The sequence below is a fragment of the Tritonibacter horizontis genome (assembly GCF_001518015.1).
Lineage (GTDB): Bacteria > Pseudomonadota > Alphaproteobacteria > Rhodobacterales > Rhodobacteraceae > Epibacterium > Epibacterium horizontis.
In genome coordinates this window covers 1-15,630 of the sequence record NZ_LPUY01000098.1, presented here as the reverse complement: position 1 = coordinate 15,630, position 15,630 = coordinate 1, and the positions used below count along the sequence as shown (strand labels likewise).

Annotated in this window: 13 protein-coding genes; 5 read left to right on the top strand and 8 right to left on the bottom strand. The window is 61.8% G+C overall.

The window, feature by feature from the left end; all coding sequences use genetic code 11:
* Positions 1-12: 12 nt before the first annotated feature.
* A complete protein-coding gene (locus tag TRIHO_RS18880; RefSeq protein ID WP_068247419.1) occupies positions 13-261 on the top strand; it encodes a sulfurtransferase TusA family protein in 249 nt (82 codons plus the stop codon).
* Between the two features lie 102 nt (positions 262-363).
* Here TRIHO_RS18880 and TRIHO_RS18875 read toward each other — a convergent pair whose 3' ends face one another.
* The 4 genes from TRIHO_RS18875 to TRIHO_RS18860 all read right to left on the bottom strand — a co-directional run bounded on the left by TRIHO_RS18875 (position 364) and on the right by TRIHO_RS18860 (position 7,658).
* Entirely contained in the window at positions 364-3,255 is a 2,892-nt protein-coding gene (locus TRIHO_RS18875; RefSeq protein WP_068247416.1) for a ribonuclease E/G, read from the bottom strand.
* 591 nt (positions 3,256-3,846) lie between these two features.
* Positions 3,847-4,548, bottom strand: a complete 702-nt coding sequence (locus tag TRIHO_RS18870; RefSeq protein ID WP_232367836.1) for an HAD family hydrolase — start codon at positions 4,546-4,548, stop codon at positions 3,847-3,849.
* 9 nt (positions 4,549-4,557) lie between these two features.
* Positions 4,558-5,895, bottom strand: a complete 1,338-nt coding sequence (locus TRIHO_RS18865) for a sigma-54-dependent transcriptional regulator (RefSeq protein ID WP_068247415.1) — start codon at positions 5,893-5,895, stop codon at positions 4,558-4,560.
* 26 nt (positions 5,896-5,921) lie between these two features.
* Positions 5,922-7,658, bottom strand: a complete 1,737-nt coding sequence (locus TRIHO_RS18860) for a sensor histidine kinase (RefSeq protein WP_068247414.1) — start codon at positions 7,656-7,658, stop codon at positions 5,922-5,924.
* Between TRIHO_RS18860 and TRIHO_RS23970 the strand changes: the two genes are divergently transcribed.
* Complete coding sequence (locus tag TRIHO_RS23970; protein WP_165595933.1) at positions 7,600-7,761, top strand: hypothetical protein; 162 nt, start codon at positions 7,600-7,602, stop codon at positions 7,759-7,761. The genes TRIHO_RS18860 and TRIHO_RS23970 overlap by 59 nt on opposite strands.
* A gap of 17 nt (positions 7,762-7,778) precedes the next feature.
* Here the strand turns inward: TRIHO_RS23970 and purQ are convergent, their stop codons facing one another.
* The 3 genes from purQ to purC form a co-directional block, all read right to left on the bottom strand.
* On the bottom strand, positions 7,779-8,447 hold the full coding sequence (gene purQ / locus TRIHO_RS18855; protein ID WP_068247409.1) for a phosphoribosylformylglycinamidine synthase subunit PurQ: 669 nt from the start codon (positions 8,445-8,447) through the stop codon (positions 7,779-7,781).
* Positions 8,448-8,514: 67 nt separating this feature from the next.
* Positions 8,515-8,745, bottom strand: a complete 231-nt coding sequence (purS, locus tag TRIHO_RS18850) for a phosphoribosylformylglycinamidine synthase subunit PurS (RefSeq protein ID WP_068247404.1) — start codon at positions 8,743-8,745, stop codon at positions 8,515-8,517.
* A gap of 82 nt (positions 8,746-8,827) precedes the next feature.
* Positions 8,828-9,589 (bottom strand): phosphoribosylaminoimidazolesuccinocarboxamide synthase, encoded by a 762-nt coding sequence (gene purC, locus TRIHO_RS18845; protein WP_068247474.1) that lies wholly within the window; start codon positions 9,587-9,589, stop codon positions 8,828-8,830.
* 604 nt (positions 9,590-10,193) lie between these two features.
* On the opposite strand from purC, the gene TRIHO_RS18840 reads away from it, so the two are divergent.
* Together TRIHO_RS18840 and bmt are read left to right on the top strand one after the other, a co-directional pair.
* Positions 10,194-12,098, top strand: a complete 1,905-nt coding sequence (locus tag TRIHO_RS18840; RefSeq protein WP_068247401.1) for a phosphatidylglycerol lysyltransferase domain-containing protein — start codon at positions 10,194-10,196, stop codon at positions 12,096-12,098.
* Between the two features lie 66 nt (positions 12,099-12,164).
* Positions 12,165-13,187, top strand: coding sequence for a betaine--homocysteine S-methyltransferase (bmt, locus tag TRIHO_RS18835; RefSeq protein ID WP_068247398.1), 1,023 nt, complete (start codon positions 12,165-12,167; stop codon positions 13,185-13,187).
* Between the two features lie 403 nt (positions 13,188-13,590).
* On the opposite strand, the gene TRIHO_RS18830 is transcribed toward bmt, so the two are convergent.
* Complete coding sequence (locus TRIHO_RS18830; RefSeq protein ID WP_068247397.1) at positions 13,591-14,670, bottom strand: PA0069 family radical SAM protein; 1,080 nt, start codon at positions 14,668-14,670, stop codon at positions 13,591-13,593.
* Between the two features lie 221 nt (positions 14,671-14,891).
* Here TRIHO_RS18830 and TRIHO_RS18825 point away from each other — a divergent pair, with 221 nt between their 5' ends.
* Positions 14,892-15,590: a corrinoid protein gene (locus tag TRIHO_RS18825; protein WP_068247396.1), complete on the top strand. Its 699-nt coding sequence runs from the start codon at positions 14,892-14,894 to the stop codon at positions 15,588-15,590.
* Positions 15,591-15,630 lie beyond the last annotated feature (40 nt).

Below are 15,630 nucleotides of genomic sequence, written 5' to 3'. Positions count from 1 at the left end.
TTTCCCTGGGGTATGACCGAACCCGATCTCACTCTGGACGCCCTTGGCCTCCTGTGCCCGTTGCCCGTGCTCAAGGCGCGAAAGCGGATGGAACCCCTTCCCGAAGGCAGCGTGCTGCGCATCCTGGCCGACGATCCGGCAGCCATCATCGATGTGCCGCATTTCTGCAATGAAGCGGGTCATACCTTCCTCAGCCTGGAAGACGAGACCACACATCAAGTCTACCTGATCCGCAAGGGGCGTATCAAAGCGCAAGGCTGAACAGATCCGATGCGATCAAGGATCCAAATCCCCGTGACCTGAAAAAGGCGACCCCGCATAGGGTCGCCTTTTCTTTGTGCAGGACGTGTGATGCAAGCAGCCTCATCCGCCGACAGACCACCAGCCACGGCGTTTCGGTTTGGCAGGCTTTTGCGGTTCGGGCTCGGCAACGGCCAGCTCTTTCTCCAGTTCAGGCTCAGCAGTGGGTTGGACAGTCGTCTCACCCTCCGCATCTGCTTCTGCCGCTTCGGCCACAGGTTCAGCAGTGGATTCCGGTGCTGCCACAGCCGCGTCCGGCTCTGATCCGGTTTCCGCCGAAGGCTCCGCCGCCACAGGCGATGCACCAGGCTCCACCACGGTGCTGTCGGCAGCCGTTTCGGGGGCCTCGGTCACGACCTCAGCCGGGACCTCCGCAGGCGTCGCCGCCGCGTCAGCAACCGCGACGGGCTCGCTTTCGGGCGCCGCTGCCAACGTGGCCTCCGCCACGGCAGCTTCTGCCTCGCCACCAGCCTGATCCGTGGCGGCTTCGCTCACCTCAGGATTCGACGCGGGCACGGGCTCCGGCTTTTTGCGTGACCGGCTGCGGGTGCGCGTGCGGGTCTTCTTCTTTGGCTCTGCGTCGCCAACATCAACCGTTGTCTCAGTGGTGGCGTCATCGGTCGACGTATCGCCAGCCTCTTCAGCGCCAGCCGACCCGGCGGAGCTGTCGGTCTGCGTCTCTGCACCGTCAGCGTTCGAGGAGGTCTGCGCCTCGCCGTTGTCCGACCCATTGTCGCCATTCGACGGCTTCTTGCGCCGACGCCGGCGCCGCTTGCGCTTGGGTTTTGCCTCACCGTCGCCACCCTCGTCATTGGTGGTCACCGTCTCCGGCACGGCGTCATCTTCGTCCTCGACCTCAACCTCGATCTCGGCCTCTTCGGCTCCGGCATCGACCTGATCCATGATGGAGGTATCGACCGAAACAACAGGCCCAGTCGCCACCGCGATGCTACGCGACGCGGTCTTGAATTTCTCCAACGAGAAATCCGGGCTGACCAGCTTGACGTCCCCTTCGATGCGCACGGACAGACCATAGCGCTGTTCGATCTGCGCAATATGCTCGCGCTTCTGGTTCATCAGGTAGTTGGCAATATCCACAGGACATTTCACCAGAACTTCGCGCGAACGACGGCGGGTGCCCTCTTCCTCGATCTGGCGCAGGATCGACAGCGCCATGCTGTCATCCGAACGGATAAGGCCAGTGCCATGGCAATGCGAACAGGGCGCGGTTGTGGCTTCGATCATGCCAGGACGCAGCCGCTGACGCGACATTTCCAACAGGCCAAAGCCCGAAATCCGGCCCACCTGAATACGGGCGCGATCTGTTTTCAGCTTGTCTTTCAGCTTTTTCTCGACGGCGGCGTTGTTCTTGCGCTCGTCCATGTCGATAAAGTCAATGACGATAAGGCCCGCAAGGTCCCGCAGACGCAGCTGGCGGGCGACCTCTTCGGCGGCCTCCAGGTTGGTCTTGGTCGCGGTCTCCTCGATCGAGGCTTCCTTGGTCGCCCGACCGGAGTTCACGTCAATCGCTACCAGCGCCTCGGTGACACCGATGACAATATAGCCACCCGATTTCAGCTGCACCGTCGGGTTGAACATGCCCGCCAGGTAGCTTTCCACCTGATAGCGCGCAAAGAGCGGCAGTGACTCGTTGTAGTTCTGCACGTTCTTGGCATGGGACGGCATGATCATCTTCATGAAGTCCTTGGCGATACGGTAGCCGCGTTCGCCCTCGACCAGAACCTCGTCAATCTCACGATTATACAGGTCGCGGATCGAGCGTTTGATCAGATCGCCTTCTTCGTAGATCTTTGCGGGCGCGATGGATTTCAGCGTCAGCTCGCGGATCTGCTCCCAAAGACGTTGCAGATATTCATAGTCGCGCTTGATCTCGGCCTTGGTCCGCTTGGCACCGGCGGTGCGCACGATCAGACCTGCGCCCTGCGGCACATCAAGCTCGGTGGCGATTTCTTTCAGTTTCTTGCGGTCGACAGCATTGGTGATCTTGCGCGAGATGCCACCGCCACGGGCGGTGTTCGGCATCAGCACACAATAGCGACCGGCCAGAGACAGATAGGTGGTCAGCGCCGCGCCTTTGTTGCCGCGCTCTTCTTTCACGACCTGAACCAGCAGAACCTGGCGGACCTTGATCACTTCCTGGATCTTGTAACGGCGCGGGCGCGGTTTGCGCTGCGGACGAATGTCTTCTTGATCATCGTCATCGGCAACCGACTCGATGCTGTCGTCCTTGGACGCGGCATCGGCGGCCTTTGCGGTGGTCACGGTGTCAGAATCGTCCGCAAGCTCTGCCTCATCGGCGTCACTCTCGCTGTCGTCGCTGTCCGTCTCGGTACCGGCTGTCGCCTCGCCTTCGGCCACGTCATCCGGCGCCGACGAAGCGGCCTGAGACTGCTCGTCAGCGGCTTCGGTCGGGTCGGTGACAACGGCTGTCGCCTCGCCTTCGGGCACGTCAGCGACATCGGATGTCTCCTCGCCGAGGTCGATGGTCTCCATGCCGGAGATCTCGCCGGACGGAGCCGAGGCATCCCGTGTTTCAACAGCATCGCTGCTGGTGGTCTTTTCGGCGCGCGTCTTGCTGCGCGACCGGGACCGTTTTTTCGGCTTGGGTTCGTCTTCGTCCTCATCCTTGGCGCGCATCGATTCCGCATAGGCGCGCTCTTCTTCCATCAGGGCCTCACGGTCCGCGACGGGGATCTGATAGTAGTCCGGATGGATTTCGGAAAACGCAAGGAACCCATGGCGGTTGCCGCCATAGTCCACAAAAGCCGCCTGCAACGAAGGTTCGACGCGGGTTACTTTTGCGAGGTAAATATTGCCAGCAAGCTGGCGCTTGTTTTCGGATTCAAAGTCGAATTCCTCGACCTTGTTTCCATCCACCACCACGACGCGGGTTTCTTCCGCGTGGGTGGCGTCGATCAGCATTTTCTTCGCCATTAGTCCTTTTGGTGCACCATGCCAGCCTCAGTCGCCGCTGCGTCAGGATCACGGGACAGCGGACCGAAGTCGCAGCCCCGGCCCGAGGACCCGGCGGACGAACATGTTGTGGGTGGTGTCTTGTCAGGGCGACTTCCGACGGCGCAGGGAACAAAGCAGTGCAAGACTGGGGGTTCCGACATCGCTGCGGAAAACCTGCTGTCTTGCTCAATACTCTCGCGCGCATCATCGCGGTTCTTCTCCGACAGGTGGGGTTGTCCCGATCCCTGCCCGTTATTTCCTCCTTGTCACTGTCGCATTGGACACCAACAAAGCAGGCACTCAACAGCCCCGCAGCTTGCGGGACGAACTGGTCTGTCGTCACATCCCGGCGTTGGCCAGTCGGATCTGAAAGACAGAAAATCTCATGTATGGACGTCGACATAGGCGATGTCCGTAGGTTCAGCATAAGGCCTGTGGATAGGTAATGACAATGGTCATTCTACGCCACGCCGCTGCGAAAGCGAATTTCAAGCCATGTCCGCAATTTCCAGTGGCATGGTTAAGGCACCATTGAGGCCGCGACAGGTTTTCCAGGGCAATGCAACAGATTTACCCTAAATTCTCCGCATTCTGTCCGCCAGGCGCCTGCGCAAACCGTCCCTGCGCCGCCGCAACCGCCTGTTCCAGGGTTGGGGCAAACAGCTGTCCGACATCCGGAAAAGGCTGTGTGGCCAGACGCAGATCGGGGATCTGAACGGCGCAGCACCCGGCCGCCGCGGCAGCCGTAATGCCATAGTCGCTGTCCTCAAACGCCGCGCAGGCCGATGGCGGCAGCGACAACCGCTCTGCCGCCTCACGATAAGGCGCCGGATCAGGTTTGTTGGCCGACACTTCGTCGCCGCCCAGCACAAACTGGAAATGCGACAACAGGCCCGCGCGGTCCAGGTGGTGACGGGCCTTGTCGCCCAGGGTCGATGTGACAACTGCCATCCGGCCCCCCTGCGCCGTCAGCGCCTGCAGGGTGTCACGCACCGTGGGTTTGACAGGCACCGCCTCTGCAAGACGTGCGGCAAGGCGGTCGCGCCACATCGCGACGACCCGCGCGGCGTCCCGGTCAGGCCCCAGGAATGCCAGCAACATCTCGTCACTGCGCGCCGCCGAGATCCCGACCAGCGACATGAAGAACGGCTCCATTTTTGCCGTTTCCAGATCGAACGCCTCCGCACAATCCAGAAACGCCGCCAGCGTCAACCGCTCCGTATCCAGGAGCAGCCCGTCCATGTCGAAAAGATATGCCGCCGGCAGGGTCATGCTGGCGCGCTACCCGAGGTAGTCGGAACGTTGCAGACCATATTTCGCCATTTTCTCGTTCAGCGTCCGGCGCGGCAAACACAGCTCGTCCATCACCGACGCGATAGAGCCCTTGTGGCGGCGCATGGTGTTGTCGATCAGCATCCGTTCAAAGGCCTCGACATATTCCTTGAGCGGCTTGCCCTCGGTTGTCATCACTGGCTGCATGTCTTCGTGATCGCTCATCAACAACGACGCGATGGTGCCGGAGCCGCGACGTGATTGCAGCACCGCCCGCTCCGCAACGTTGATCAACTGGCGCACGTTGCCCGGCCAAGGGGCTTGCAACAGCTGGGCGGCCTCTTGCGCCGTCACCTGCGGCGCATCGCAACCGTATTCTTCCGAGAACTGCTCGCTAAGGCGGGTGAACAGGGTCAGAATATCCTCGCCCCGCTGCCGCAGCGGTGGCACTGTGATACGCAGGGCGGCCAGACGGTAAAACAGGTCAGCCCGCAGCACGTCTTCAGAGGTTTTGCCCGCTTCTTGCAGGTTGGAAATCGCGATGATGCGGGTTTCGCCCGGCGTGCCCTGTTCGTTGATAAAGCTCAGGAGCTTCGCTTGCAGCGGCTCGCTCAGCGCCTCGATGTCCTCCAGAACCAGCGTCCCGCCGCGTGCTTCTTCCACCGCAGGCAGCATGCTGTCCTCGGGCTGCATCGGACCAAACAGGCGTTTGGCCAATGCCGCCTCTTCCAATGCGGCGCAGGAGACCAGCACGAATTTTTTACCCGCCCGGCTGCCCACCGCATGCAGGGCATGGGCCACCAGTGTCTTGCCGGTGCCGGTTTCACCGTCGATCAACACATGTCCGTCGGCCTGGCCAAGGTCCAGGATATCTTCACGCAGACGATCCATCACCGGGCTGATCCCGATCAGCTTTTTCATGATCTGGCCGCCATCGGACAATTCGCGCCGCAGGGCACGGGTGTCCATGGTCAGCCGACGCGCACCGGTGGCGCGTTTCGCCAGCTCTGACATCCGATCCGGGTTAAAGGGCTTTTCGAGGAAATCAAACGCCCCGACCCGCATCGCCTCGACCGCCATCGGCACATCGCCATGGCCGGTAATCATGATCACCGGAAGCGAACTGTCCGAGCCCATCAGCTTTTTGAGAAACTGCATCCCGTCCATGCCGGGCATCTTGATGTCGGAAATCACGATCCCCGGATAGTCAGGCCCCAAGGTCTTCAGCGCGTCTTCGGCGCTGGCAAAGGTTTCCGTGTCATATCCCGACAGTGCCAGCCATTGGCTGATCGACTGGCGCATATCCTGCTCGTCATCCACGATCGCAATTTTCATAGCCTGTGCCATATACGGCCCTCCAACATCCCGCCGCCCTACTCGGCGGCCTCCATGCCGTCCACAAGGATCGGCAATTGCATTTCAAATACCGCCCCCCCTGCTTCGGAGTTGCGGGCCGTGAGCCGACCGCCCAGGTCGTTCACGATCCCCGAGGAGATGGCAAGTCCCAAGCCAACGCCGTCGCCGGGCTGCTTGGTCGTGTAAAACGGTTCAAACAGGTTGTCGAAATCCTGAATGCCGTCGCCATTGTCCCGTACCGCAAGCGTCGCCGTCTCACCGGCAGCCAGCAGGATCTCCACCTCGGGTTCGTCCACCGATTTGGTGGCGTCCAGCGCATTTCGCAAGAGGTTGACCATCACCTGTTCCAGCCGCATCCGGTCTGCCATGACATAGACCGGTTGATCGGGAAGTATACGGGTAATTTTCACATGCCTCTGACGCAGTTGCGGTTCCATCATCGAAAGCGATGACGCCAGCGCATCCGCCATATTTACAGGGCTGAACGCATCGCCCCCTTTGCGCGCATAGGACTTCAGCTGGCGGGTGATGGCCCCCATCCGCTCGATCAGATCGTCGATCCGCCCAAAGGATGACAGCGCCTCTTCGGGCCGGTTGCGTTGCAACAGCAAACGCGCGCCCGCCAGATAGGTCTTCATCGCGGCAAGCGGTTGGTTCAGCTCATGGCTGACCGCCGCTGACATCTCTCCCAGAGCGGCCAGTTTGGAACTCTGCGCGAGGCTCTGTTCGGCCACCGCGAGGGTCTCCTGCATGCGTTCGCGTTCGGCGATTTCCCGCTGCAGCCGGGCGTTCAGCACGCGAAGCTCCGCCGACTCCCGCTGAAACAAGGCCATCCGCAGCGCCGTTTTCCGGCTGAGCGCATAGAAGGCCAACGCCAGCAGAATCGCAAATCCCATGATTTCGAGCGCGATCACCGCGTTCACCTGCTCCCGAATGGAATCGTAGGTGGTGTAGGACATCATGCGCCAGCCCTGGAACGGCACCCGTGTTTCCAGCCGCATGACCGCTTCGCCCTGCAGATAGACATCCGTCGGCAAGGCGTTCCAATCGGCCGTCGCGCGGATCGCGCGCTGGATCGCGCCTTCGGGGGTCTGTTCCTTCAACGCTTCGGCTTCGGACAGGCCGCGCCAGCGGGCCTCGGTCGCCATGACGATGGTGCCGGTACTGTCCGCCACCATGACCGCATCCGAAATCCCCGCCCAGGCGCGTTCGAACTTCTGCAGGTCCACCTCGACCATGATCACGCCGAGCGTACCACTGCTGTCGATCAGGCGCCGCGAATAGGTGAACTGATAGCCACGCACCTCGCGCGGGATCACCGAAAACACCGTGGCGTTCGACCGGATCGCCTCGACGAAATAGGCGGCATTGCGATAGGTTTCGCCCAGCCGAACCCGGTCTGTCGCCGCCACGGTGCGACCGTCACGATCCATCAGCGTGATCGAGGCAGCACCGATTTCATCGACAAAGGAAATCAGCCTTTGCGTCGAAAGGGAAAAGTCCTGGCTTTGCAACGCAGAGATCAGCGCCTGATCCCGAGACAACAATTGCGGCACAATCGCGTGGCGCCGCAGTTCGCTGACAAGGTTACCGGAATAGAGCGCCAGTCGCAGCTCTGCCCGGTTCCGGGTCGTTTCGGTGAAACTATGGGTCAGGGTGGTATTTGTGAACCATACGGTGGTTCCCGCAATCGCCATGAACACCACCAGCGCCAATCGCACCCGCCAGGAGATCGTGCGGGACCGCGACACCATCCGCTTGGGCGGTGGGCGTTTGGGTGGTGCAGGCGGGGGCGAGCCCTTTGGCTCCACGGGGTTTGGCTCCACAGGGGCTGTCATGGCGCAACAGTATGATTAGCGCCCGCAAGGCTCAAGTCAGGCCTCGGCAAACATGCCCGACAATGCGCGGAACATCGCCGCACCGTCGGTGCCACCGTGCCCCTCGTCCGAGGCCCGTTCCGGGTGCGGCATCATCCCAAGCACGCGCCGGTTCTCCGACAGGATGCCGGCAATATCCGCAACCGACCCATTTGGATTGTCGACATAGGTAAAGGCAATCCGGTCCTCGTCCTTCAGGCGCTGCACGGTGGCATCGTCGGCATAGTAGTTGCCGTCGTGGTGGGCGATGGGCACGCCGATCACCTCGCCTGCGGCATAGCCGTCGGTAAAGGCGCAGTTTTCAGTGGCAACCGTCAGACCAACAGTGCGGCAGATGTATTTCAGCCCGGCATTGCGCAGCAGGGCGCCGGGCAGCACGCCGGTTTCGGTCAGGATCTGAAATCCGTTGCAAATTCCCAGCGCATAGCCACCGCGTTCCGCATGGGCAACAACCGCCTGGCAGATCGGGGACTGCGCCGCGATCGCGCCACAGCGCAGATAGTCGCCATAGGAAAAACCACCCGGAACACCAACGATATCAATGCCGTCGGGCAACTGGCTGTCCTTGTGCCAGACCATCGACACTTTGAAACCGGCCTGCTCAAAAGCGACCGCAAGATCGCGGTCACAGTTGGACCCGGGAAATACAACAACGGCAGCACGCATCTGGGCTTTCTCCTAATTCACAAAATCGGTGATGATCGAAACGCCCGACTGGGGCGGGCCGCCCGCATCAGGCGATTTCAATCTCGTAGGATTCGATCACGGTATTGGCGAGCAGCTTCTCGCACATGTCCTTCACATCCGCCTCGGTTGCCCCGTCCGCCAGATCCAGGTCGATCACCTTGCCCTGACGCACGCCTTCGACCTTGTCGAAACCCAGCGCGCCAAGCGCGTGACGCACGGCCTCCCCTTGCGGATCGAGAACCCCGGTCTTCAGCATCACATGCACCCGTGCCTTCATCGCGACTTTCCTCAGTGTTCCATGGCGAGGCCGCAGCGCCCCTGCCCTGTTATTCTCTTACACCGGCCCAAAGGGCCGAGACTTAGTTTACCAGTTGCGGCTTGCCCGGCGCTGGCGGATTGTTCGGCATCACGCCCAGGCGGCGGGCCACCTCGGTATAGGCATCCGTCAGGCTGCCAAGGTCGCGGCGGAACACGTCCTTGTCGAGCTTCTGACCCGTTTTGATGTCCCACAGGCGACAGCTGTCAGGGCTGATTTCATCGGCAACCACTAGGCGCTGGAAATCACCGTCATACACCCGGCCGATCTCGATCTTGAAATCCACCAGCCGGATCCCGACCGCCAGCATGACGCCGGACATGAAATCGTTGACCCGCAGCGCCAGTGACAGGATATCGTCCATATCCTGCTGGCTGGCCCAGCCGAAGGCCGCAATATGTTCCTCGGTGACCAGCGGGTCGCCAAGTGCGTCATCTTTATAGCAATATTCCACGATCGGACGCGGCAGCTGGGTGCCCTCGTCGATCCCCAGTCGCTTGCTCATGGAGCCGGCCGCATAGTTGCGCACGATGATTTCCAGCGGGATGATCTCGCAGGAGCGCACCAGTTGCTCGCGCATGTTCAGCCGCTTCAGGAAATGCGTCGGCACGCCGATCTGGCCAAGCCCCAGCATGAAGAACTCGCTGAGGATGTTGTTCAACACCCCCTTGCCCTCGATCACGTCATGCTTTTCCGCGTTAAAGGCCGTTGCGTCATCCTTGAAGTACTGGACGAGCGTGCCCGGTTCAGGCCCCTCATAGAGAGTTTTAGCCTTGCCTTCGTAGATTTTCTTGCGCCGCGCCATGGAGAGCCTTTCGGAATGGATCACCGGGAATCTGCCCCGATCCGTAGCGTTCTCATAGTGCACGGGGAAACATCTCGCAAGCGCGCCGCAGCACGACCGGTTCGCAGACCCGCAAGAGTGGTCAAATTCCCGGCGGCCGTCAATTATTCATAATTCCACCCTGCTCGACCAATGGGCGCCCGTTCTGTCCGTTTGCGTTGACGCTTTGTTCAGTAACGCGGGCTAGGTTGAACAGGAACAATTTCGAATGTCTGCGGATATTCGACTTCCCGTGGTGGGAACCGGGGACTGCGGTCTAGTGTCCAGAATGGCACACCGCGCCCGCCTTTGGCCGCGTCGTGCTGCGGCACCTCGCGGTGCGTTCCGTCCCGGACCGACAAGGCCACCGCAACAGATCCAGGCCACTCCGCCCGGTACGCATTGGCGCTGTTTTCGCCGCCAAGGTGACGACCCTCATCGTGGAAGTGTCAGAAGACCTCTCCCCTCCAAACCAAACCGAGAGGATGCCGGGCTGGCCCTGACCCGCCTGTGATCCTCGCGCCTCATAACCGACAGATGTCGCGCCTGGTTGCCGCGTCAGCTGTGATTTCAGCGGATACTCAACATGTCTCACCGCTTGGTGCCCAAACAAACCCTGTCATTTGTCCTGCGGGTCATGCTGCCGCTGCTGATTACCGGGACAAGTCTGGCAGTGCTGGCCAGCCATGCAGATCTGCCGGGATTGGCCGAGATCCTGACCCTCGCGGGCCAGGTCGCGCTGCCCAACTGGATCGGGGCGATCGGGGCAACCATTCTCAGTTTCTGGGCGCTTGGGCGATATGATGCGGTGGCGCACCGTCATCTGCGGACCGACCTCGAAGACCCGGTTGCCCGCCGCGCCGGGATGGCGTCAATCGCCTTTTCACAGGCGGTTGGCTTTGGCATTCTGTCGGGGTCCTTTGCCCGTTGGCGACTGTTGCCGCAACTGTCGCCGCTGCAGGCGGCCCAGCTGACGGGTTTTGTCGGCATCACCTTTCTGACGGCCCTTGCCGTGATCTGCGGTTTGTCGCTGCTGCTGGTCGGCTCGACCCTGGCGCTGCGCGGGCTTGGGGCTGGCATTCTTACCGTCGCCTGCTCCGCCTGTGTTTTATGCTTCCTGCACCCGGAATGGCGCATTCGCGGGCTCAAATTGCGGCTGCCGTCGCTTCAGGCGATCCTGGCCCTGATGCTCTGGACCTTGATGGACGTGACCTTTGCCGGCATCGCCCTGTGGCTTTTGCTGCCAGCCGGAAACGGCATCGCGCTTGCCGCGCTTCTGCCGGCGTTTTTTCTCGCCCTGGGGCTGGCAATCGTATCCTCCTCTCCCGGTGGCGCGGGCCCGTTGGAGCTGGCCATGCTGGCGCTGCTTCCGGGGGCCGACCCCGTTGTCCTGGTGGCCGGCCTGCTGGCCTTTCGCGCGGTCTACTACGCGCTGCCTGCCGCCCTGGCCGGTGCCCTGCTGCTTTGGCCCGGCCTGATGCGCTATGCGCTTGGCGATGTCTCATCCGAGGCCGATCTGCTCGGCACCGACATTCGCGCAGCCGCCAGCCAACCCTTTGAGCGGCGTCAGGCGGAAACCGGCGTCATCCTGCAAAACGGCGGCAATGTCGTCGCCTTCGGGCTCAATCAGGTGGCGCTCCTCGACACGCCGCAAATTTCTGCGGTGCTGTTTGATCCCATGACCGGACGGCGCGCCGAGATCCCGGAAGCGCTCGACCGCCATGCGCGGGCGCGCAATGCCGCAGCCTGTCTGTATAAATGCAGCCCGCGCATGGCGCTCGCGGCGCGACGTCAGGGGTGGAAGGTCCTGCGCATCGCAAAGGACGCGATCGTCTATCCGGCAGAGTTTTCCGACACCGGATCGTCGTTTCGCCAGTTGCGCCGCAAATTGCGCAATGCAGAAAAAGCCGGGCTGAGCGTCGAACCCGCCTGGAGTGACCTGCCGCTGCGCCAGATGGCAGAGGTTGACGCGCTCTGGACACAGCAACACGGTGCCGCGCGCGGCACCACGATGGGACAGTTCGAACCCAGCTATGTGGCGATACAGGTGACCTTTCTCGCCTGGCTGGATGATCGGCTGATCGGCTATATGACCTTTCACCGGGCGGCGGATGAATGGTGCCTGGACCTGGTGCGCCAGATCCCGGGCGCGCCAGATGGCACCGGCCACGCCCTTGTGCGCGCCGCAATAGAGGCCGCCCGCGAGGTCGGCGTGTCCCGCCTGTCGCTCGCCGCCGTGCCCGACCACAGGTTTGCGCATCGCTTTGACAAGGGTCTGCGTCAGTTCAAATCCTGCTTCGCTCCGCAGTGGGAGGCCCGCTATATCGCGGCCCCGACCTGGCCGCAGATGGCCTTGGCCCTGGCAGAGATGATCCGGCTGGTTCACCGGCCAACCCGCCCGCGCCATGAGACATCCACCGTGGAGATTCCCTTGCATCAACCTCATGTTGATCTTGAGGAAAATGCGGTTGCCCTGTCGCGCAGCGCATGACAGATGGACCTATCCTGCCGGGTGCCTTCCAGGCGCCCCGCAAAGTTCTGGCAAGTGGATCCCAATATGAGCAATAGTTTCCTCGACCTTATGGACAGCCGCGACGCGCTTCTGGCGGATGGGGCGACGGGCACGAACCTCTTTAATATGGGCCTGCAATCCGGCGACGCGCCGGAACTTTGGAATGTCGAAGAGCCGGCCAAGATCAAGGCCCTCTACAAGGGGTCGGTGGATGCCGGCAGCGATCTGTTCCTCACCAACAGCTTTGGCGGCACCGCCGCGCGCCTGAAACTGCACGATGCCCAGGGGCGCGTGCGCGAACTCAACCGCGTCGCGGCAGAACTTGGCCGGGACGTGGCCGACAAGGCGGAGCGCAAGATCGCGGTGGCAGGGTCGGTTGGGCCGACCGGCGAAATCATGCAGCCGGTTGGTGAATTGAGCCACGCCCTCGCAGTCGAGATGTTTCACGAACAGGCCGATGCCCTCAAAGAGGGCGGCGTCGATGTGCTCTGGCTGGAAACGATTTCTGCGCCCGAAGAGTTTGCCGCTGCCGCCGAGGCCTTCAAACTGGTGGGTCTGCCCTGGTGCGGCACCATGAGTTTTGACACCGCAGGGCGCACCATGATGGGCGTCACCTCTGCCGATCTGGCCAAGCTGGTCGAGGACTATGATGTCCCGCCGGTGGCGTTTGGCGCGAACTGCGGCACCGGCGCGTCGGATATCCTGCGCACCGTGCTCGGCTTTGCCGCGCAGGGCACCGAACGCCCCATTATCTCCAAGGGCAACGCAGGCATCCCGAAATATGTCGACGGGCACATCCACTACGATGGCACGCCGGAGCTGATGGGCGAATATGCGGTGCTGGCACGCGATTCCGGCGCCAAGATCATTGGCGGCTGCTGTGGCACCATGCCGGACCACCTGCGCAAAATGCGCGAGGCGCTGGACAGCCGCCCCCGCGGCGAACGCCCGACGCTGGAGCGGATTGTCGAGGTTCTCGGCCCCTTCACCTCGGCCAGTGACGGCACCGAAGACGGTGGCGCCGCCGCCAGCGAGCGCCGGGCCCGTCGCGGTCGCCGCCGCAGCTGAACACACCCGCATTTTCAATCCGGACAGCAAAACCCCGGACCGTACACAGCAGAACGATACAACCAAGGGCAGCCGTTTGCGCGACTGCCCTTTTTGCTATCCTGTTGCTATCCTGTGAAACCGGATCACAGGCTCTGTCAGCCCCGGCCCGCACGACAGCACCCGTCTGCCCGACAGCCCTTGCCTGCCTTCCCACCAGCCACGGCCCCGGGTCCCAAACCGCCAAAGCCCCCACGGCGCATTCCAATCCCAGGCACCTGCAGCCCAACCAAGCCAAGCGCCCCCCCCGTCCAACCCGCTCAGTCCCCGCGCAAAACCGGCCCCCTTTTCCTTGCGTGACGCTGTCTATGCAGCCGTCACAACGCCGCGCGCCAGGCGCTGTAATCATCCAACGCTCAAAGCCTCAGAACAGCGCCAGCTGATCCCCCGCCTGCACGGGCCGTGCAAAAAGATCGCACCGCAACGCAGGCGATTTTTCCGACAGGCCGAGCCGCCGACAGGCCAGCTTGAACCGCTGCGCGATCAGCGTGGCATAGGTGCCCTCGCCGCGCATGCGTTGGCCCCAGCGCGGGTCGTAATCCCGCCCACCATGCATTTCTCGCAGCCGCGCCATGACCTTTTCGGCGCGGTCCGGTTCATGCTCCCTGAGCCAATCCTGCCAAAGCGCCGAGACCTCGCGCGGCAGGCGCAACATGATCCAGCTTGCGGCATCCGCCCCCGCTTCGGCCCCCGCCGCCAGCAGCGCCTCCAGTTCGTGATCCGTCAATCCCGGCACCAGCGGAGAGGTCATGATCCGCACCGGAATTCCGGCAGCACTCAGCCGGCGTATGGTTGCCAGTCGGCGCGCCGGGGCGGGCACACGCGGCTCCATCCTCCGCGACAGATCGGGATCAAGGGTCGTCACCGAAACCCCGACGCGCACCAATCCGCGTGTCGCCATATCGGCCAGAATATCCATATCCCGCTCCACCAGGGTGCCCTTTGTCACGATCGCGACGGGATGGTTGAACTCCTGCAGCACTTCCAGACAGGCGCGCATGATGCCAAAATCGCGTTCGCAGGGCTGATACGGGTCGGTATTGGTCCCAATCGCCAATGTCGCCACCTTGTAGCTGCGCGCCGACAGTTCCTTGCGCAGCACCTCCGGCGCATTTGGCCGTGCGATCAGTCGCGTTTCGAAATCCAGACCCGGCGACAACCCCAGGTAGGCATGACTGGGACGCGCGAAACAATAGATACAGCCATGTTCGCACCCGCGATAGGGATTGATGGAACGATCAAACGGCAGATCCGGTGAGCGGTTGTAAGAAATCAGACTGCGCGCCACCTCTTCGCGAATCTCTGTCACGACCGATGTCGCCTCCGGTTCTGCGTACCAGCCATCATCCACCGCCTCGCGGGCAAGATCAAAGCGACCTGACGCATTGCTGAGCGCAGCGCGGGTTTTGCGGCGGATAGGGATTTGAGAACTTGATTGATCCATACTGCCAATATGGCACGCGCACGAGAACATTTGAAGAACAAATGAAGATAAACGAACAAAATCATGCAAAAGGACCATTAGGAATGCGCTGCAATTCAGCCTATAGGTCGGTTCGAAACGCGCCAGTGTCGCAATCAAAACAGTCCAGATCGCCGTATCTGTCACAGAATAGTAAAATAGTGGCCAAACCGGGCTCGCCCGCAAGCTAAGGAAATTCAGATATGTCGGAAGAAGAAGACATCATCCTCGCAGACCTCGACGACGAGGAGCTGGTTCAGCAGATGTTCGACGACCTCTATGACGGGCTCAGGGAAGAGATCGAAGAAGGGGTCAATATTCTTCTGGAACGCGGCTGGGAACCCTATCGCATCCTGACCGAAGCCCTGGTGGGCGGCATGACGATTGTCGGCGCGGATTTCCGCGACGGTATCCTTTTTGTGCCCGAAGTGCTCCTGGCGGCGAATGCGATGAAGGGGGGCATGTTCATCCTGAAACCCCTGCTGGCCGAAACAGGCGCGCCCCGCATGGGATCGATGGTGATCGGAACGGTTAAGGGCGACATTCACGACATCGGCAAAAACCTCGTGTCGATGATGATGGAAGGCGCCGGCTTTGAGGTCGTGGACCTCGGCATCAACAACCCGGTCGAAAACTATCTCGCAGCCCTGGAAGAGCACAAACCGGATATCCTCGGAATGTCGGCGCTGCTGACAACCACAATGCCCTATATGAAAGTCGTGATCGACACGATGATCGAACAGGGCAAACGCGATGATTACATCGTGCTGGTTGGCGGCGCCCCCCTCAACGAGGAATTCGGCAAGGCAATCGGTGCGGACGCCTATTGCCGCGATGCGGCCGTGGCCGTGGAAACCGCCAAGGCCTATGTCGCGCGCAAGCACAACGCGATGAGCGCCTGAATTGACCGTTTCGTCCGCCCGCCGCGGACGGGCGGCCCGC